The organism is Bacillus sp. FJAT-14266, from assembly GCF_001719225.1.
Lineage (GTDB): Bacteria > Bacillota > Bacilli > Bacillales > Bacillaceae > Bacillus > Bacillus subtilis.
This window is the reverse complement of the sequence record NZ_CP017072.1, coordinates 2945674-2965004: the sequence shown is the minus strand read 5'-3', so window position 1 is coordinate 2965004 and position 19331 is coordinate 2945674. Positions and strand designations below refer to the sequence as shown.

Here is a 19331-nt window from a genome sequence, read left to right as displayed (position 1 = left end):
CTTGTCATACGTTTGCCACCTATAAGTGAATAGAGCATGACACTAAGCGGCTGGCTGATCAGCCGCTTTTATGAATAAACAACCATGCTGGAGGTGGCGGTGATGCAGTAGCATGAAAACACAACAGCGCGAACAAGCATTAGCAATCTATCAACAACATCAAGGAAAGATCACAAATCGGGCGATTGCGGACACAATCGGTGTTTCCGCGAAAACAATCGGCATCTGGAAAAAACAAGACAAATGGAAAGAGGCGCTGTTTTCTGCGTCCAAAAACGAACAAAAACAGCGCCCTATAAACAACGATGAATTAAATGAACGCCAGCGGCTGTTTTGCCTGTATTACGTCAAAAGCTTCAATGCCACACAGTCAGCAATCAAAGCGGGCTATTCTCCGGACAGCGCTCATGTGACGGGCAGCCGACTCTTAAAAAACGAAAAGGTCGCTGCTGAAATTAGACGCATTAAAAAAGAAATGGTCAATGAAATGTTTATTGAAGCGATGGATGTGCTGCAGGTTTATATCAAGATCGCGTTTGCGGATATTACGGACTATGTGACCTTTGGAAAAAAAGAGGTCCAGGCTGTCGGGAAATCGGGTCCGCTGTTTGATGAAGATGATAATCCGATTATGAAGGAAATCAGCTTTGTCGATGTCAAAGACTCCGGGCTCGTTGATGGCACCATTGTAACGGAAGCAAAGCTTGGGAAAGAAGGCATTGCCATCAAGCTTGCAGATAAAATGAAGGCGCTTGAGAAGCTATCCTTATATTTTGATTTGTTTCCAGATCAATTTAAACAAAAAATTGAAAATGAGAAATTGAAGCTTGCCAAACAAAAAGCGGAGAAAACAGATGACAGCCAGGAGCCGATTGAAATTATGATCAAACGAAAAGAGCGCAAGTCATGATTGTAAAAGAAATCAACCCTCATTTCGAAGATTACGTGTTCAATTGGGAGCAGACGTACCAGTTTCTTGTCGGCGGCTACGGCTCATCCAAAAGCTATCATACCGCATTGAAAATCGTGCTAAAGCTGCTGAAGGAAAAACGGACGGCCCTTGTGATCCGGGAGGTGTTCGATACCCATCGGGATTCGACCTTCGCCTTGTTTCAAGAGGTGATCGAAGAGCTCGGTCTCACAAAGGCCGTGGCATCTCTTTCTTCCCCGCTGCAGCTGCGATTTCACAATGGCAGCCGGATCATGTTCAAAGGAATGGACAATCCGGCAAAATTAAAATCGGTTCATAACATTTCATTAATATGGATTGAAGAGTGCTCAGAGGTGAAGTATGAGGGGTTCAAGGAGTTAATCGGACGTCTTCGCCATCCTGAGCTAAAGCTTCATATGATCTGTACCACCAATCCCGTCGGCACCTCCAATTGGACGTATAGGCATTTTTTTCGGGATGAACGCAAGAAACGGTTTGTGCTGGATGACAGCGAACTTTACGAAAAGCGGACGATTGTAAAGGGAGATACGTATTACCATCATTCCACCGCTAACGACAATCTTTTTCTCCCGGAAAGCTATGTGAAACAGCTTGACGGACTCAAAGAGTATGATCCCGACCTGTACCGGATTGCCCGAAAAGGACGATTCGGCGTCAACGGGATCAGGGTGCTGCCGCAGTTCGAGGTACTCCCGCATGATCAAGTGAAAAAATGTATCGCAGCCATCAGCAAACCAATCTTTCGTACAGGTATGGATTTTGGATTCGAGGAATCCTATAATGCCGTCGTCCGGCTTGCTGTAGATCCTGAAAAAAAATACCTCTACATTTATTGGGAGTATTATCAAAATAAAATGACAGATGATAGGACGGCTGAGGAGCTGCGTGAGTTTATTGAGACACAGGAATTGATCAAAGCCGACTCGGCTGAGCCGAAAAGCATTCAATATTTCCGCCAGCAGGGCTTTCGGATGGTTGGAGCCAGAAAGTTTCCCGGCTCCAGGCTTCAATATACCAAAAAGGTAAAACGGTTCAAAAAAATCTTCTGTTCGGACCGCTGTGAAAATGTCATCTATGAGCTCGAGACACTTACGTATGCCAAAGATAAAAACGGAGCTCTGATTGAGGATGAATTCACGATTGACCCGCATACGCTTTCTGCCATTTGGTATGCGCTTGATGATTATGAGGTTGCTGATATGAAAGAGACAGCACACAAACGAATGCGGCCGAACCGAGAAAGGAGGAGGTCATAAATCATGCACAACCAAACAGTCAGAGCAACTGTATTTAAAGCCAATGCCGCGGCTCCTCAGACAAAGCAAATCTATGAAGATGACTTTTCTGAGCTGTACGGAGAGGACATTATTGCTCCGCCCTATAATATCATCGAGCTCAAAACCATTGCCGAATACTCGACCATTCTTCAGCAATGCATTGATGCGTACAGAGTGAATATTACAGGCTTTGGATTCGATGTTGAGTACACATTTGATGTCAACGCAAGTGATGTCGATCAGGCAAAAAAGAAAAGAGCGGAAAAAGACTGGGCCAGACTCGAAGCCTTTTATAAATGTCTTCACTTTGATGAATCAGCTGAAATGATTTTAGGCTATGCCATCGAAGACAGAGAAAAAACAGGCAACGGATTTATGGAAGTGCTTCGCGACGGGGCGGGAAAACCTGCCGGCATCGAATATTTAGATGTGAAATATATGCGTGTATGCGGAGCAGGCGAGCCTGTAGAGGTTTCATTTGTATATGAAGAAAACGGGAAAATGAAAAGGATCAAAAGGCAAAAACGCTTCCGAAAATATGTGCAGATGATCAATGGAAAGAAAGTATTTTTTAAAGAATACGGCGATCCGCGAAAAATGGATATTCGCACAGGTGAATATGTAAACACATTGGCAGAGAAGTATCAAGCAAATGAAGCCATTCACCTCAAAATCGGAAGCGGCGTATACGGTGTACCCCGCTGGATCGGCAATATTGTCAATTTATACGGGGCCCGAAAAGCAGAAGAGCTCAATTTTATGTATTTTAAGCAGGGGCGTCACGTCCCCGCTGCGATTACAGTGGAAAACGGGATGCTGTCTGAAGCTTCTTACCGGGAGCTGCAGGAATACATGAATGATCTTGAAGGCGTGGAGAACGCCCATAAATTTCTCCTGATCGAAGCGGAAGGAATCGCAAAAGAAAAGGATCTCCACGGAGGCGAGGATATTACGCCGGTTTCCGTGGAAATCAAATCTTTGGCTGAAATTCTCCAAAACGACGCCTTGTTTCTTGAATACGATGAAAAAAGCAGAAATAAGCTGCGTTCCGCGTTCCGTCTCCCCCCGCTGTATACAGGCGAGGCCCAGGAATACAACCGGGCGACAGCGGATACTGCTAGAAAAATTACGGAGGAGCAGGTTTTTCAGCCGGAGCGAAAAACTCTCGTGAATAAACTGAACACGCTGCTTTTGCCGGAGCTGAATATCCATGACGTCAGGCTGACATTAAAAGGACCGGACTTTCGTGATCCGCTTGAGATTGCGAAGGTGCTCGGTCCTTTTATTACAGCCGGAGCAGTCTCGCCGAATGATTTACGCGACCTTGCCGGACGGGTGCTTGGCAAAACACTTGAGGAGTGGCCGGAGGACATTTATAAACGGCCTGCAGGACAGGATGCGGAAAAGACAAACCTGGCTGCGCTCATGCAGGAGCTGAAAGAAAGCATCGAAGATATCAAAACGTCCTGAAGGGAGGTGAATCAAGCAGGTGGCGCGAGAATTAAGAAATGCCAAAATCAGCTTTGTCAGTTATGTGGACAAGGCGGCTAACCAGACAGAATTTTTCTTTACGAAGTCAGCCGAACCTCCGTCATTTGAAAAAAAGGTTCGGCTGTTTACAAAAAGTGAGCAGGATGAACAAAAGCTCGTGTACGGAATCGTGTATGAGCCTGATGTTCCTGATGCCCACGGCGATTTTATGACCGCCGAGGAAATTGAAAAAGCGGCGCACGGTTTTCTCGCGGAGGCACGGGAGATTGATATCAATCACAGCTTTGAGGGCGGAACCGGCGTCGTGGTCGAGTCCTATGTGGCGCCCGATGATTTTATGATCGGATCAAAGCGGATTACAAAGGGCTCATGGGTACTCGTGACAAGAGCGTCTGACGAGGTGTGGGAACAGATTAAGGCTGGAATTATCACCGGCTACAGCATGGCTGGCACTGCAGATGTGTATGAAGAAGAACCGGTCGAAAAAGCAGGGTTCTTTAGTGTATTCAAGCAAATGCTTGCTGACAAAACAGGGAAGGAGACTGAAGAAATGAGAAAAGAAGACATGAAAGAATCATTCGAGCATGCGCTTTACCCTCTGCTCAAACGGCTTGAGCGGATTGAAAAAAACACAGACACGGAGGAAAAGCCGGAGCAGACGGGTGATGACGAGCGTCTGAAAAAGCTCGTTGAAGACATGCTTGCCCCGCTGATCGAACGCATCGAGGCTTTGGAAAAAGCGCGAGGCGCGTCTAAGCAGACAGCGGACGATACGGGCGGCAATACAGAGCAAGTCAAAAAATCAATCTGGAGCGGACTGCTGTAAAACCAGTCAAGGAGGAGGAAATCAATTGAGAAATCAAGAGATCATTCGGAAAGCGGAAATGTCGCTTTCTGCTTTAAAAAGCGGCGGGCTTATGAACCCTGCGCAAGCATCGGCTTTTATCCGCATGGTGCAAAACACGCCGACCATTTTCAGTGAATCCCGCGTGATTCAAATGGAAAACGATTCGCAAAAATTTGAAAAAATCGGCTTCGGCCAGCGTATTCTGCGGGCTGCGCAAGAAGGAAAAGCACTGTCAAACGACGAGCTGACAGTTCCAACGACAAGCACTGTCCAGCTGAACACGAAGGAAGTCATTGCGGAAATCAACATTACGTATGACACACTTGAAAACAATATTGAAAAAGACGGCCTGCAGCAGACAATCATGCAAATTTTAGCAGAGCGCGCAGCAGTTGATATTGAAGAGCTGATCGTTAACGGCGATACAGCATCAGCTGATCCGTATCTGGCACAGCTGGACGGCATCCGCAAACAGGCAGTTTCCCATATCGTTGACATGAACGGTGAAGAACTGTCCAGAGCGACATTCAAGAAAGGCTTAAAGGCAGTTCCGCCAAAATATTTGCGCATCCCTCAGGAATTTAGATTCTATACGTCTCATGGCTTAGAAGTTGAATGGAAGGACCGCGTGGCAGACCGCCAGACAAACCTTGGGGACCAGGCTGTTCAGGGCGGCTTGTCAACAGCATTCGGCGTACCGGTCAAAGGAGTATCCAATATTCAGCCGTACACAGTCGGTGAGGGAGACGCGCAATATGACGCTTCTGATATCATTCTCACACATCCGAAAAATATCATTCTCGGCTTCTCCCGCAATATCCGAATTGAAGTCGACAAAGACATCCGCTCCCGTAAATTCATTATTGTCTTAACGGCCAAGCTGGACAGCAAGTTCGAGGAAGAGGATGCCTGCGCAAAATTAATTAACGTAAAAGAATAATAGAAACGAGGTGGTCAGCTCATGCTCATTGAACCGACTGACGTAGCCTCCTATTCGGTCTATGATCGGGTGAAAAACAGGCCGGAAGAGCTGCTGGCGCAGGATATCATCGAGGCGGAAGCAGAAGCGGCTCTCATCACGGGCCACCGCTTTGAAGACAGCTTGTATGATCCGCTGCCCGGCAAGGTGAAGTTGGCTTTAGTAAAGCTTGCCCAGTATTTTGCGCTTGTCAACAGCGATGAATCTGCCTCATCAAGCTATCAGTCTGAGAAAATGGGGGATTATTCCTACACGGTTTCCGGAGAAGGCGGCATTCAGCGGCCAGAGGTATATCATTTGCTCGAGGAGTTTATCACGCCGGGCTACGCCCCTGAATCCTCCAGACTGAAGGTGAGGTCTTTATGAGCTACAGGCAGATGCTCATTCATCGCTGCGACATTTATCATGAAGCAGCGCAAGCGCCGTCTGCAGGCCGATTTGGGATTCCGGCAGACAGGCTGCAGCCGGTGATTTCATATCCGGATACACCCGATGAACAAGATGTCCCTTGTTATTTTACCGAAAAAACACAGCAGCTGATTCAGGAGGAGCCGGATCAAACTGTATATCATAGCTTTCTCGTCCATTTTCCGTTGTCAGCGGACATCCGCGTGAACGATAAAATCATTTGGGAGAATCATAAATATATACTAAAGCTGCCGAAAAGGATCAGACATCATCATTGGGAGGTCGTCGCAGTCAGGGATGAAAGCCTATGAAAATAGCGGGATTGAAACAGCTGAACACGGCATTAAAAGAAGCGGCTTCAGGCGGTTTTTCCAGACAGGCGTCCCGGTGGCTTGAGGAGTGCGGGCAAGATTTTCTGGAGATCGTCCAATCTGAACTCATCAGCACACAAACGATTGATACAGAAAAACTGCTCAGTTCCTTTGAGAAAGGCGCAGAGGACAATCTCTGGATTGTGCAAAGCGGCGGGCTTTCGCTTGAGGTGGGGACACAGCTTGATTACGCCTCATTTCTTAATGACGGCCATTGGACGTCAAAACAAGATGTGAGATGGGTGCCGGGGCGTTTTCAAGGCTCACGGTTTATTTATGATCCAGCGGCTTCAACGGGAATGGCGCTCAAGAGAAAATGGATACCGGGAACGGGCTACTGGGATCATGCACTGCTTTTATATGAACAGCTGTTTGAAAAATCGTTGGAAAGCAAACTGCGCCAGTGGCTGAAGAAGCTGTAAAGGAGGAGCAGGATGAACAGTGAAACAGGATCGATCATGGCGTTTTTGTACAGCCGGTGGTCTGTTCCCATTTATGAACGCGAGCTTCCTGATCACTTTCAGGTGCCGTCGTTATATGTCCCGCCACCATCTGTTTTCGAGGAAACAGATACGGTCTCCACATTTAAAAAAACCTACAGTCTCAATGTAAAACTGTTTCATCTGGACTCCGTTCAGGCGCTGGATGAAGCGGACAGACTCGCGGATGCCATCAGAGAAGCGAGAAATATGATTCCGCTGCTGAGTGAATCCGGCGAGAAGACGGGGGATACGGTTCGCATCTCCCAAATCGAGACAAGGGTAGGAGACAGGGGCGAGGCGGCCATGGTGATCAGGTGGAGCAGCCGATATTATTATCACAAAACAGAACAGCCTGTCTTACAGGATATCGACATGAACAGCGGGGTGAAATAAACGGTGTCAAAGGACAAACAACAGAAGAAGGCTGTACATACAAAGAGCCGGGAAGCTCTATTTGATACAGCGGATTTGATTAAGCACGCGAAGGAACTGTTCGGCGTTAAGCCGGATATTCTTCAGGGGGCTTTATTTGGCGTGGATCAACCACGTATGACGAAATCAGAAGCCAACCAATTGATTCAAACATTTCTAACCAAGGAGGTCATGTCATCATGAATGGCGGAACATTTACAACAGGCAAAGAAAAAGAACGTGCAGGTATTTATTTTAACTTTAAAACGACGGCACAGGAGCGGGTATCACTCAGTGAACGGGGAACAGTCGCACTTCCGGTCGCATCAAGCTGGGGCGAAGCGAAAACGTTCGTCTCCATTTCCAGCGTTGAAGACCTAAACAAAAAAGTGGGCCTCAGCATTGATGACCCGTCTTTATTGCTGCTGCGTGAAGCGAAGAAAAATGCGAAAACGGTATTGATGTACCGTCTAACCGAAGGTGTCCGAGCGTCTGCTGATATTGCTGAAGGCGTCAAAGCAACTGCAGTATATGGCGGAACAAAAGGAAATGACATTATCATCCGCATCAATCAAAATGTGCTGGATGCTAATTCTTTCGATGTGACAACATATATGGACGAATCAGAGGTTGATAAACAGACTGTCAAAAAGGCTGAAGAATTAACAGCTAACGGCTATGTCACTTTTACCGGAACAGGCGATCTTTCTTCAACGATTCCTCTCACTGGATCAGAAGGAGACACTGCAGCTGAGACGCTGAATGCATCCGCGGGAATCCGTTTATCTGGCGGTACGGATAAAGCCCCTGTCAACTCCGACTATACAGATTTCTTAGCCGCGGCTGAAACGGAGAGCTTTGATGTGATTGCGCTGCCTGTTGCAGAAGGTGACCAGTTGAAAGCGACGTTTGCTGCTTTCATTAAACGCCTGCGCGACGGCCAAGGACAAAAAGTGCAAGGCGTCACAGCCAATTATGCCGGTGATTATGAAGGCATCATCAACGTAACAGAGGGTGTGCTGCTTGAAGATGGCACGGAAGTTACACCCGACAAAGCAACAGCTTGGGTAGCTGGAGCGAGTGCAGGAGCAACCTTTAACCAATCACTTACATTTGTAGAGTACGAAGGCGCAGTTGATGTGTTACACCGCCTTGACCACGATACGATTGTTGAACGTCTGGGTAAAGGTGAATTTTTATTCACATTCGACGCCCGTGATAAATCCGTCAGCGTAGAAAAGGACATTAACTCACTCGTGACGTTCACAGCTGAGAAAAACAAGAAATTTGCGAAGAACAAAATCGTTCGTGTCCTGGATGCTGTGAATAATGATTTAACACGCGAGCTGAAAGCCTTAATTAAATCAAGAAAAGGCAGCGGAAGCGATATCCCGGCATCTGAAGACGGACTGCAGTATGTAAAAACGATGATCACACAATACATGACAACGCTTCAGGACGCAGGCGGCATCACTGGCTTTGATTCCGATGAAGATATCACAATTTCAATGAATGAAGATCGTGACGGCTTCTTGATTGACCTGGCTGTACAGCCTGTCGACGCAGCAGAAAAATTCTACTTTAATGTGGAGGTAAACTAATATGGCATTAAAAGCACAAAACACAATCTCAGGAAAAGAAGGCCGCTTATTTCTCGATGGTGAGGAAATGGCGCACATCAAAACATTTGAAGCAAACGTTGAGAAAAACAAATCCGAAGTCAACATTATGGGCCGCCGCATGACAGGCCATAAAACAACAGGGGCAAATGGAACAGGGACCGCAACGTTCTACAAAGTCACATCAAAATTCGTGCTATTGATGATGGACTATGTCAAAAAAGGCAGCGACCCTTATTTCACGCTCCAAGCTGTGCTGGATGATCAATCCTCAGGCCGGGGCACAGAGCGAGTTACGCTGTACGACGTCAACTTTGACTCTGCCAAAATCGCAAGCCTTGATGTCGATTCAGAAGCGTTAGAGGAAGAAGTTCCATTTACATTCGAAGACTTCGACGTCCCTGAAAAGCTATCTGACACGTTTTAATCAAAGCTGAATCAGCCCATACGTAGACCTTTCTCAGAAAGGTCTGTTTTTTAAAGATGAAACCAAACAATAGACAAGGGAGTTTTTTACATGAGCGAGAAGAACGAAAACGTATATGATCTTTCCTTTTTTATGCCGGGAAAAACAATTGAAGCTGAGGAAATCAAAGTGCCGATCTCAAAGCGTTTTGTTGATAAAAAAGGGAACATCGTGCCATTTATTTTTAAAGCGATCACGACGGAGCGCATTGATGAATTGGAGAAAGAAACAACAACGTATAAAAATGTCAAAGGCAGAGGCCGTGTAAAAGATTTAGACAGCCAACGCTTTTATGCCCGAATCGCAGTTGAATCAACCGTTTATCCGGACTTCCGTTCAAAAGAGCTTCGAGAAGCTTACAAAACGGCTGACCCGGTAGAAGTTGCGAAACGCGTGCTCTCAGTTGGAGGCGAGTATGCGAACTGGTTAAACAAAGCGATTGAGATTAATGGATTTGAAGATGAATTAGAGGATCTGGAAGAAGAAGCAAAAAACTAATCAAGGATGGGCATAAAGAAGCCGTGTATCTCTACTATGCGATGCACGAGCTTCATTATTCTCCATCAGATTTATTAGAACTGTATGAAGCGCCTCGAAACTTCAAGGCGCTGTTGTATGGACTGATTGGATATAAGCTCGATCTCCTTGAAAAACAAGCAAAGAAAGGAGGGGCATCGTAATTGGCAAAGCTGACAGCAAGGTTTGAAATGGAAGACCGTGTAAGTAAAAAGTTAAGAAAGATTCAGAATGGGTTTAGAGCACTTGAAAAATATAGAAAAATGGTGCAGCGAAAAAGCGCTATTGATGTACGAAAAGAAAGCAAAACTGTATTAAGGACAATTGATCGCATACAAAAATCATTAAAGAAAAAGCTTGGCGCCCAAATGATCTCCATTTCAACTGAGGATAAAGCCAGCAGTGTCATTCAGCAGGTTAATGTTCAATTGCAGGGATTGCCGTCATCTGTATCTATTAAAATAGATGCTAGTGACCAAGCAACCGAAAAGTTTGAACGATTAAGAGAGCTCGTGGCAGGTTTTAAAGGCTTTACGATTATGCTGAGTGCAGAAGATCAAGTGTTGCCGGCTGTGCAAAAAATACAGCGCTATATGGAAACTGCACTTAAAAATGGTTACTCTGTTACGATACGCGTGATTGATCACGTCATGAAAACAGTCGGTCGTATTTCTGCTGGTATTAATGCCTTAACAGGAAAAGACAACAAACTTGAGCTCGCTATTAATGACAAGGTGTCAAATAAGCTGGATTCATTGCAGAAAAGAATTGACAGCATGGGAAGTTCAGGTCCCTCCGAAAAAGGAGCGCCTTCAGCAGGAGGTACAGGAGATATTGCGAGCATGTTTGATCCAGAAACGATTTTGACAGCACTGGACAAATTTGCTGCTTCATTCATGGAAAAGGTGGATGAAATCGCTACAAAGTTCAGCCCGGAAACAATCTTAACAGAGCTGGATAAATTTACGACATCGTTCATGAATAAGGTGGATGAAGTCGCCACAAAGTTTAGTCCAGAGACAATTTTGTCGCAGCTGGATAAATTCACAACATCGTTCATGAATAAAGTGGACGCAATTGCAACGAAGTTCAGTCCAGAAACGATTCTGGCACAGCTGGATAAGTTTACAACATCGTTCATGAGTAAAGTGGACGCAATTGCAACGAAGTTCAGTCCAGAAACGATTCTGGCACAGCTGGATAAGTTTACAACATCGTTCATGAGTAAAGTGGACGCAATTGCGACGAAATTCAGTCCAGAAACGATTTTGTCGCAGCTGGATAAATTCACAACATCGTTCATGAGTAAAGTGGACGCAATCGCAACAAAGTTCAGTCCAGAGACGATTTTGTCACAGCTGGATAAATTTACGACATCGTTCATGAATAAGGTGGATGAAGTCGCCACAAAGTTTAGTCCAGAGACAATTTTGTCGCAGCTGGATAAATTCACAACATCGTTCATGAGTAAAGTGGACGCAATTGCGACGAAATTCAGTCCAGAAACGATTTTGTCGCAGCTGGATAAATTCACAACATCGTTCATGAGTAAAGTGGATGCAATCGCAAGTAAATTCAGTCCAGAAACGATTTTTAAGCAGCTTGACAAGTTTACAGATTCCTTTATGAAAAAAGTGGATGCAATCGCAAGTAAATTCAGTCCAGAAGCGATTTTTAAGCAGCTTGACAAGTTTACAGATTCCTTTATGAAAAAAGTGGATGATATCGCAAGCAAATTCAGTCCAGAAGCGATTTTTAAGCAGCTTGATAAGTTTACAGATTCCTTCATGAAAAAAGTGGATGATATCGTAAGTAAATTCAGCCCGGAAACAATCTTTAATGAGCTTGACAAGTTTACAGATTCCTTCATGAAAAAAGTGGACGATGTCGTAAGTAAATTCAGCCCGGAAACCATTTTTAACGAGCTTGACAAGTTTACAGATTCCTTTATGAAAAAAGTAGATGATGTCGCCAGCAAATTCAGTCCAGACGCCATTATTACTAAAGCGGAAGACTTTGTAACAAATATTGTTGACAAAATTTCAGAGAAATTTAATTTCCTGAACCCGGATAAAATCGCTAATAAAGCAGAAAAGTTTGTTGATAACATTGTTTCAAAAATCGCCAAGAAATTCGAGAAATTCAGCCCTGATAAAATTATTGAAAAAGTGGGAGAGTTTTTTGAAAAAATTATAAAAGGCATTGCTGAGAAGCTGGGGAATCTGGATATTGGCGGGTTGCTTGGCGGCAAATCCAGCGGAAGCAAAAGCAAACAAAAAGCTTCAAAAGCCAATACAAAGAACTCAACTTCTAACAATTCAAACCGCACTAAAAAACCTTCTATGAACCAAAAATCTTCAGGTTCAAAATCGAAAAAGTCAGGCGGCAAATGGGGCGGGGCTTGTGGTTGCTGCTGTGCCGGAATCAGTACAGGCAAAAGCAAAAAAGTGAAAAATAGAAACGGTTCATCAACAAAAGGGAATAAAACAAATCCTGTGAATACACCTAAATCTGCTAAAGGAGCATCAGGCAAAGGTTTTTCAGGCCTTCTGAAAACATTGGGTGAATCAAAAGGCTTAAAAGGCGGACTGAAGGGCTTAAAAGGAGCGGCAAAAGGAATACCGGGATTAGGCGAAATACTGTCCCTTACTGACTTAGCCGGTATCAATAAGGATAATGCTGGTGAAAAAGTAGGTTCAGCCGGCGGAGGTTTAGCAGGAGCCGCTGCAGGAGCGGCTATTGGAAGCGTTGTGCCGGGAGTCGGGACGGCTATTGGCGGTGTTGTAGGAGGAATTGCCGGTACTTTCGGCGGTGAAAGTTTAGGGAAGGCAATTGATGCCGGCGCTCTAGAGGATACATGGAACAGCATCACAGAGGGTGCGCAAAATGCCTGGTCAGCCATTCAGGATACTTGGGGAACTGTATCAACATGGTTTATGGATAATGTCTGGACGCCAGTGTCAACCGCAGTTGTGGGTGTAGCAACAAGCATATGGTCCAACATCGTAAATGCATGGACAACGATTCAAACGATATTCAGCACGGTGGCAACATGGTTTATGGACAATGTCTGGACGCCGGTTTCATCAGCAGTTGTGGGTGTAGCAACAGCAATATGGTCTAAAATCGTAAATGCATGGACGACAATTAAAAATGTGTTCAGTACAGTTGCTTCATGGTTTATGAGTAATGTGTGGGGGCCAGTCAAATCTGCTGTAATAGGAGCGGCAACTACAATCTGGGATAAAATGACCGGTGCTTGGAATAAGATTAAGAGTGTTTTCAGTACAGTATCGGGATGGTTCATGGATACAGTTTGGAACCCGGTTAAAAATACAGTCTCAGATGTAGGTAAGGGAATCTCAGATGCTTTCAAAAAAGCGATAGACACCGTTAAGAACATTTGGAAAGGCCTGAGCGGCTGGTTTAAAAAGAATATTCAAGAACCTCTTACAAAGGTGGGAGAAGCAATTTCAGATGCTTTTTCTAAAGCGTTCGGCTGGGTGAAGCAAATCTGGGATAAAGCTGGCGGCGTAGCTAGTAAAGTAATTAATTTTGTAACCGGCGGTGGTGATCCGAATAAAGGTAAGGATCCGGATAAAAATGCCACAGGCGGCTACATCACCAAACCAACCATCTCGTGGATCGGTGAAGCCGGCAAGGAATTCGTTATCCCGGTTGATAACAACCGAGGCCGGGGGAAGATGCTTCTTTCACAAGCGGCGTCTAAGCTGGGTATGCAAGTTGTAGACGACATGGGCGCAGCTTCGTCTTCTGGCGGAAGTCCAGCATCTGTTTCAGGAGGAGCAGCTGTCAGTCCTCTATCAGGCACAGCCTCCCCAGTAATGAACACTGCAAATCTTACAGGCCAAGCGTCCACACTCGGACAGCAATTTTCAGAAGGCTTTGGTAAAGGCATCAGCGATCAGCCGGTCAAAATGGAAGACTGGAAAAAGAAAAACATCAATACGCCATTTACACAAATGATTTCTGCTTCACCAAATTACGGTAAACAAATGGTAAGCGGGTATGCCAAGGGCCAAAACGGTACAGCAACCGGAACGGACGGCTTTTTGCAATCAAAAGTTAAAACGCCGTTCCAAGCCACTGTGAGCAAATCGTCTTCATGGGGCACAGGAACGGTCAAAGGCTTTGCGCAAGGACAAAATTCAACCCAAACAGGGACTGCACAGTATGTGAGTACACATGTTGACAAACCGTTCCTGCGTTCAAAAGACACATCGAACAGCTGGGGCTCCGGTTTGATTGGAAACTTTGTGACAGGCATGAATTCTAAATCCAGTGAAGTAAAACAAGCAGCAAAGGATATGGCCAAGAGAGTGGAACAGGCTTTCCGTGAAGAGTTAGATATCCATTCACCTTCTCGTGTCATGATGAGCTTGGGGCGTTTTGCCTCTGTCGGTGTTGTAAAAGGACTGGATTCTGTCGATGTGAAAAAATACGCAGAAAAACAAGCAGGTTCACTGGCAGCTGCTTATTCCGGAATGGGCGCAGTAGGCGGAAATGTTAAACAGTGGCTTATGGCAGCAATGATGGCCACAAAAACACCATTAAGCTGGCTTCCGGGATTGATGACAATTGCTAAGTTTGAATCAGGAGGCAACCCTAACGCCATTAACCTGTGGGATAGTAACGCGAAGGCAGGCAATCCATCCCAAGGGCTCATGCAGACAGTACCAACCACTTTTAACGCACATAAAGCGCCAGGCATGGGTAACATTAGAAATCCGATTCATAACGCTGCTGCCGCGATTGGCTACATCAAAAGCAGATACGGCTCTATTGACAATGTACCTGGTATTAAAAGCATGAGACACGGTGGACCGTATGTTGGTTATGCTAACGGCGGACTTATTACCAAAGAGCAGATTGCACGTGTCGGTGAGGGAAACAAACGGGAATGGATCATTCCAGAGGAGCGGGGCATCCGCGGCCGCTACCTCCTTCAGAGAGCTGCGCAAGCTCTGGGAATGGAAGTGACAGATCCGTCTCAATCCCAGCAGTCTGAGCTTTCTTCAGGACAAGTTTCAGCAGTTACATCCGGTACACGGCAAACGATACAAACAGCCGGAACGAAAGAAATAAAGATTGAGTTTAACGGCGATCAGCATTTCCATAATGGACAGGATGCTGATGGCCTGGTTGCGAAAATCAAGCAGGCATTACTTGATGAATTACAAAATGACATTAACACCGGAACAAAGGGGGTCGTGGCTTTTGACTAAGTCTATCTATGAATTTTGGATATCACAGGGGAAAGAAAAGCTGCGATTCCCTGTTCTTCCTGAAGCGATTGATATAGCGAATAGTGTACAAAATGACTCAGTAAAGATAACGGGATTGGGTGAACTAACGTTTATTGAAGAACCCGGAGCAAAAGAAATTTCATTTTCTTCTTTTTTTCCAAAAAAGTATACGCCGATAGCTGAATATCAAAATCTCCCGTCTCCGGAAAATGTCATTGCGAAAATTGAAAAATGGATGAAGGCAAAAAAGCCTGTTCAATTTTTAATTACGGGAACAAAAATCAATATGACATGCAGTATTGAAAGCCTTAAATATAGTGAGGGAGACAATGAAATAGGAGATCGGGATTTTGATATTGTATTAAAAGAATACAAAACCGCTTCCCCGCGGAAAATCAAGCAGAAGAAAAAAACAAAGGCAAAACGTCCGTCGAAGGCTGCGCCGAAGACATACACAGTCAAAAAGGGAGACACGCTATGGGACATTGCAGGCAGATTTTACGGGAACAGCACCCAATGGCGCAAAATTTGGAACGCCAATAAAACAGCAATGATCAAACGAAGCAAACGGAACATCAGGCAGCCGGGCCACTGGATTTTTCCCGGCCAAAAATTAAAGATACCGCAATGAAACAGGTGATGTATGATGATAGAACTGTTCGTCATTAAAGACACAGAGTGGCTTGAGCTGGTTGCAGAAAGCGTATCGCTTGAAGGCCATCGTTATCAGGCGCCGCGTTCCATTGAAGCGACCATCGTCACCAAGCAGGGCGACCAGACGTATTACAGTGTCTCAGAAGGAGATACGGTCTTGTTTAAATGGAAGGGAAAAGAGCTGTTTCGGGGCATTGTTTTTGCAAGAACCCCGGACGAGCATACGCTTGCCTTCAGCGCTTATGACATGCTTCAGTACCTGGTGAAAAACCAGGATATGTACGTGTTTTCCAATCAGCGGGCCGACCAGATCATCAGAAGGATTGCGAGTGACTTCCAGATACCGACAACCTCGATCGCAAACACAGGCCATACGATCAAAAGTCTTGTCATTAAAAATGATACGACATTGTATGACATCATATTAAAAGCGCTGAAACAGACGAAAAGCCAGACAGGACGACATTACCAGCTGTATTCGGAAAAAGGAAAGCTCGGTCTGCGCGCTTGGCCAGATCCGTCAGAGGTATGGGTGCTTGAAACGGGCGTCAATATCACAGGCTACCAATACAGCACTTCTATAAACGACACTGCTACTCGGGTGGTGCTTCGCCGGCAAAAGGACAATAAGACATATAAAGCCTCTGCCAAGGACAGTTCAGGCTTAAATAAATACGGTGTGCTTCAATATACGGAAACGGTCACAGATGACATCAACCAGGCACAGCTTCAGCAGCGGGCAGATGTACGTCTTGCTGAAAAAAAGGGCGTGAAAAAAGAACTGAAAAATATTCAGGCAGTGGGCATTCCAGAAGTGCAGAGCGGCTTGCCTGTCTATATTTCGATTCCGGAGGCCGGCATCAAGAAAACCTATTGGGTAGATACGGACCGGCATGAATTTAAAGGAACGAAACATACGATGACGATCGATGTTGTCGAAAAGAATACGATGCCGGAAGGAGTTTCCTGATGAGATTAAGTGAGGCTATAAAACATTTGGCAGTCGGCGCAGTTGACGCTAAGTCTCCGGTAGAACTGCTCCCGGCTGAAGTCGTTTCGGTTTCTCCTGTGGAAATCAAATTAAAAGAAAACAGCAAACTGATCATACCGGAAGACGCCATCATTATCCCAAAACGAATGCAGTCCGGAGGAGACGATGCACTCGAGCCGGGGGATCGCCTCATGACCGCGGCTCTGACTGGCGGGCAATCGTTTTTTATTTTAGATAAAGTATAGACAAAACCGCTTCAGTACGAAGGGGTTTTTATTTAGCATGTAAAAGGAGTGGGCATCATGGCCCTGACACCAGAAGTGGAGTTTGAAGATATTGAAGATGAGAGCGAAGTCATTGAAACCTCGCAAACGTACAAAATAGATTTTGAAAACGGAAGAATTACGAATGAGCTGATTACCGGGCTTGAAGCGATCAGGCAGTTCGTGTATATCGCCTTACAGACAGAACGCTATGCATATTCCATATACAGCCATAATGTCGGAAACGAGCTTCAGGACGTGCTGACAGATCATGAGACGACTGAGGCGTATAAAAAGATGGAGATCCCGAGGCTGATAGAAGAGGCGCTGGTTTATGATGACCGGATATCGGCTGTAACAGATTTTGAGATTGAAAAACAAGGCGACGCTTTTCATGTGTCCTTCGTGGTGGAGACGGATGAAGGAACGCTTGAGATTGAGGAGGTGATTGGCGAAGATGTTTGAAGATCAGACTTTTGAAGCGATTATGGAGCGTATGCTGAACAGCATTTCCGCAGATATTGACACAAGAGAAGGCAGCGTCATTTATAATGCGTTAGCCCCAGCGGCGGCCGAGCTTGCGAAGTCTTATATATGGCTGGATACTGTGCTTGAGCTAGTTTTTTCTGATACCGCACAAGGCGAATTTTTAGACAGGCGTGCAGCGGAAGCGGGAATTGAACGGACAGCCGCGACAAAGGCGGTCAGAGCGGGAGAGTTTACATCTGGAGTTACTATTCCTGTCGGCTCCCGCTTTTACGTGGATAATCTTTATTTTCAATATACGGCAGATGGGACGCTCATCTGTGAAACACCTGGTGAAGCGGGAAACGCCAATCTGACCGGACGCAATTTACTGTCATTGGATACCATTCCCGGTTTAGAAACGGCCATAGTCAAAGAAATCCTGATTCCGGGGCGCGAGGAAGAGGGAGATGACAGCTTGCGAGAACGGTATTTTACAAGGGTTCGGCGTGAGGCCGTCAGTGCCAATAAAATGCATTATAAAGAGTGGGCTGAGGAAGTGGACGGTGTGGGAAAGGCAAAGATCTTCCCGCTTTGGAACGGTGAAGGCACTGTCAAAATTGTCGTCACCAATGCGAATCTTGAGCCCGCTTCTCCTATTTTAATTCAAAAAGTGAAAGATTATATCGACCCTGAACCAGGACAGGGAGAGGGACAGGCGCCAATCGGAGCCGTTGTCACAGTGGAGAGCGCGGTCTGGAAAGAAGTTGAGATTTCTGCCGAAGTGCTGCCTGAGATCAATCACTCAATTGATGAAGTGAAGTCAGAAATTGAGGAAGGCGTTTTAAATCTCTTTAAGAAAATGGCGTTTGAAGATAACGTTATCCGCCTGTCTCAAATTAACAATATCGTCTATAATTCATCATCAGTCAGTGACTACTCCAATATTCAAATCAACGGCACGTCTGAAAATCTGGTGCTGAGCGACGTGGAAATTCCTAAGCTTGGGCAGGTGAAGATCATTGAGCAAACAAGATGACATGACAGCGTATCTGCCGCCGTTTCTCACCAGCCTTAAAGAAATGGCCGAGCTGCTGAAAGCGGAAGCGCCTGAGTTTGATAAACAAAATGACAGCATATTTGATCTGACGGATCAGTTATTCGTACCGACGGCGACATGGGGGCTCAGCCGCTGGGAAAAGATTTTAAACGTACCGCGGGAATCAGGTGACACTGATGAGATCAGACGATTGAGGCTCATTTCCAAAATGTCGAACATCCCGCCCATCACATATAGGGCCATTGAGCAGGCGGTAAACCGTTTCTTGAAAAACCCGTCTGCACAGGTCCGTCTGCTTCCCGGTGAATACCGCTTTAACGTCGATATCAATGTTGATGACCTCCAGCACATGAATGAGCTGATCGAAGCGATAGAAAACATGAAACCCGCTCATTTGGCGTATACGCTCAGAGGCGGATTGAATGAGACGCTGCAAATCAAAGATACAGTCATCCTGAATCACCGCAGATACCGAACAGCCAGTGAGCTCAAGGTCGGTTATTCTGTCACTCTTAACAACAATGAGGTGGTTTTAACTTGATCTCAACCATATACAGAGAACGCACAGCGGCTGATCTAAAAAGCAGAATCGATCACGTGCTGCTCAACGGCCAAAAAACAGAAATAGTAGAGCTCGCCATTGACGGTGCGACCGTCACCGTTCTGACAAAACGTGAGGAAGACATCAAGCATATCGAAACGGTACAAATTTTTGACGAGCTGGGCAACATCATTACAGAGAGAAAGACTGACCTGGACGTCAGCGAAAACAGAACACTCGATTTCAGATTTACCTTTGAGGTGGTGTAAAC

General features: G+C 45.6%; 22 protein-coding genes. All 22 read left to right on the top strand.

The window, feature by feature from the left end; all coding sequences use genetic code 11:
* Nucleotides 1-112 precede the first annotated feature (112 nt).
* Nucleotides 113-910, top strand: a complete 798-nt coding sequence (gene xtmA, locus BGM23_RS15270) for a phage terminase small subunit (protein ID WP_003244697.1) — start codon at nucleotides 113-115, stop codon at nucleotides 908-910.
* Nucleotides 907-2208: a PBSX family phage terminase large subunit gene (locus BGM23_RS15265; RefSeq protein WP_003245584.1), complete on the top strand. Its 1302-nt coding sequence runs from the start codon at nucleotides 907-909 to the stop codon at nucleotides 2206-2208. Before xtmA ends, BGM23_RS15265 begins: the two co-directional genes overlap by 4 nt.
* Nucleotides 2209-2211: 3 nt before the next feature.
* Complete coding sequence (locus BGM23_RS15260; RefSeq protein ID WP_003245427.1) at nucleotides 2212-3699, top strand: phage portal protein; 1488 nt, start codon at nucleotides 2212-2214, stop codon at nucleotides 3697-3699.
* Nucleotides 3700-3718: 19 nt separating this feature from the next.
* Nucleotides 3719-4546 (top strand): XkdF-like putative serine protease domain-containing protein, encoded by an 828-nt coding sequence (locus tag BGM23_RS15255; RefSeq protein WP_003245836.1) that lies wholly within the window; start codon nucleotides 3719-3721, stop codon nucleotides 4544-4546.
* 25 nt (nucleotides 4547-4571) lie between these two features.
* Nucleotides 4572-5507, top strand: a complete 936-nt coding sequence (locus BGM23_RS15250; protein ID WP_003232690.1) for a phage major capsid protein — start codon at nucleotides 4572-4574, stop codon at nucleotides 5505-5507.
* Between the two features lie 21 nt (nucleotides 5508-5528).
* Nucleotides 5529-5912 (top strand): protein YqbG, encoded by a 384-nt coding sequence (gene yqbG, locus BGM23_RS15245; protein ID WP_014479552.1) that lies wholly within the window; start codon nucleotides 5529-5531, stop codon nucleotides 5910-5912.
* Nucleotides 5909-6265 carry a YqbH/XkdH family protein gene (locus BGM23_RS15240; RefSeq protein WP_009967053.1) on the top strand — a complete coding sequence of 119 codons (357 nt, stop codon included), beginning with the start codon at nucleotides 5909-5911 and terminating at the stop codon, nucleotides 6263-6265. The genes yqbG and BGM23_RS15240 overlap by 4 nt, the downstream gene beginning before the upstream one ends.
* Nucleotides 6262-6747 (top strand): HK97 gp10 family phage protein, encoded by a 486-nt coding sequence (locus tag BGM23_RS15235; protein WP_003245226.1) that lies wholly within the window; start codon nucleotides 6262-6264, stop codon nucleotides 6745-6747. The genes BGM23_RS15240 and BGM23_RS15235 overlap by 4 nt, the downstream gene beginning before the upstream one ends.
* A gap of 12 nt (nucleotides 6748-6759) precedes the next feature.
* The gene (locus BGM23_RS15230; protein WP_029726235.1) at nucleotides 6760-7200 is read left to right on the top strand and encodes a phage tail terminator family protein; all 441 of its coding nucleotides are present in this window, start codon (nucleotides 6760-6762) and stop codon (nucleotides 7198-7200) included.
* A 3-nt stretch (nucleotides 7201-7203) separates the two neighbouring features.
* A complete protein-coding gene (locus BGM23_RS15225) occupies nucleotides 7204-7422 on the top strand; it encodes a YqzN/YkzM domain-containing protein (protein ID WP_003232679.1) in 219 nt (72 codons plus the stop codon).
* Entirely contained in the window at nucleotides 7419-8819 is a 1401-nt protein-coding gene (locus BGM23_RS15220; RefSeq protein ID WP_003245369.1) for a phage tail sheath family protein, read from the top strand. Before BGM23_RS15225 ends, BGM23_RS15220 begins: the two co-directional genes overlap by 4 nt.
* A gap of 1 nt (nucleotide 8820) precedes the next feature.
* On the top strand, nucleotides 8821-9264 hold the full coding sequence (locus BGM23_RS15215; RefSeq protein WP_003232677.1) for a phage tail tube protein: 444 nt from the start codon (nucleotides 8821-8823) through the stop codon (nucleotides 9262-9264).
* 90 nt (nucleotides 9265-9354) lie between these two features.
* Complete coding sequence (locus BGM23_RS15210) at nucleotides 9355-9801, top strand: phage tail assembly chaperone (RefSeq protein WP_015715734.1); 447 nt, start codon at nucleotides 9355-9357, stop codon at nucleotides 9799-9801.
* A 41-nt stretch (nucleotides 9802-9842) separates the two neighbouring features.
* Nucleotides 9843-9983, top strand: coding sequence for a hypothetical protein (locus tag BGM23_RS15205; protein WP_072692631.1), 141 nt, complete (start codon nucleotides 9843-9845; stop codon nucleotides 9981-9983).
* A gap of 813 nt (nucleotides 9984-10796) precedes the next feature.
* A complete protein-coding gene (locus BGM23_RS15200) occupies nucleotides 10797-15065 on the top strand; it encodes a transglycosylase SLT domain-containing protein (protein WP_442855614.1) in 4269 nt (1422 codons plus the stop codon).
* Nucleotides 15058-15717 carry a LysM peptidoglycan-binding domain-containing protein gene (locus tag BGM23_RS15195; protein ID WP_029727048.1) on the top strand — a complete coding sequence of 220 codons (660 nt, stop codon included), beginning with the start codon at nucleotides 15058-15060 and terminating at the stop codon, nucleotides 15715-15717. The genes BGM23_RS15200 and BGM23_RS15195 overlap by 8 nt, the downstream gene beginning before the upstream one ends.
* Nucleotides 15718-15732: 15 nt before the next feature.
* Nucleotides 15733-16710: a phage-like element PBSX protein XkdQ gene (locus tag BGM23_RS15190; RefSeq protein ID WP_003245730.1), complete on the top strand. Its 978-nt coding sequence runs from the start codon at nucleotides 15733-15735 to the stop codon at nucleotides 16708-16710.
* Complete coding sequence (locus BGM23_RS15185; protein ID WP_015715735.1) at nucleotides 16710-16976, top strand: DUF2577 family protein; 267 nt, start codon at nucleotides 16710-16712, stop codon at nucleotides 16974-16976. The genes BGM23_RS15190 and BGM23_RS15185 overlap by 1 nt, the downstream gene beginning before the upstream one ends.
* Nucleotides 16977-17033: 57 nt before the next feature.
* On the top strand, nucleotides 17034-17459 hold the full coding sequence (locus BGM23_RS15180; RefSeq protein ID WP_015715736.1) for a DUF2634 domain-containing protein: 426 nt from the start codon (nucleotides 17034-17036) through the stop codon (nucleotides 17457-17459).
* The gene (locus BGM23_RS15175; RefSeq protein WP_015715737.1) at nucleotides 17452-18498 is read left to right on the top strand and encodes a baseplate J/gp47 family protein; all 1047 of its coding nucleotides are present in this window, start codon (nucleotides 17452-17454) and stop codon (nucleotides 18496-18498) included. The genes BGM23_RS15180 and BGM23_RS15175 overlap by 8 nt, the downstream gene beginning before the upstream one ends.
* A complete protein-coding gene (locus BGM23_RS15170) occupies nucleotides 18482-19060 on the top strand; it encodes a YmfQ family protein (protein WP_015483131.1) in 579 nt (192 codons plus the stop codon). The genes BGM23_RS15175 and BGM23_RS15170 overlap by 17 nt, the downstream gene beginning before the upstream one ends.
* Entirely contained in the window at nucleotides 19057-19329 is a 273-nt protein-coding gene (locus tag BGM23_RS15165; protein WP_015715738.1) for a hypothetical protein, read from the top strand. Before BGM23_RS15170 ends, BGM23_RS15165 begins: the two co-directional genes overlap by 4 nt.
* Nucleotides 19330-19331 lie beyond the last annotated feature (2 nt).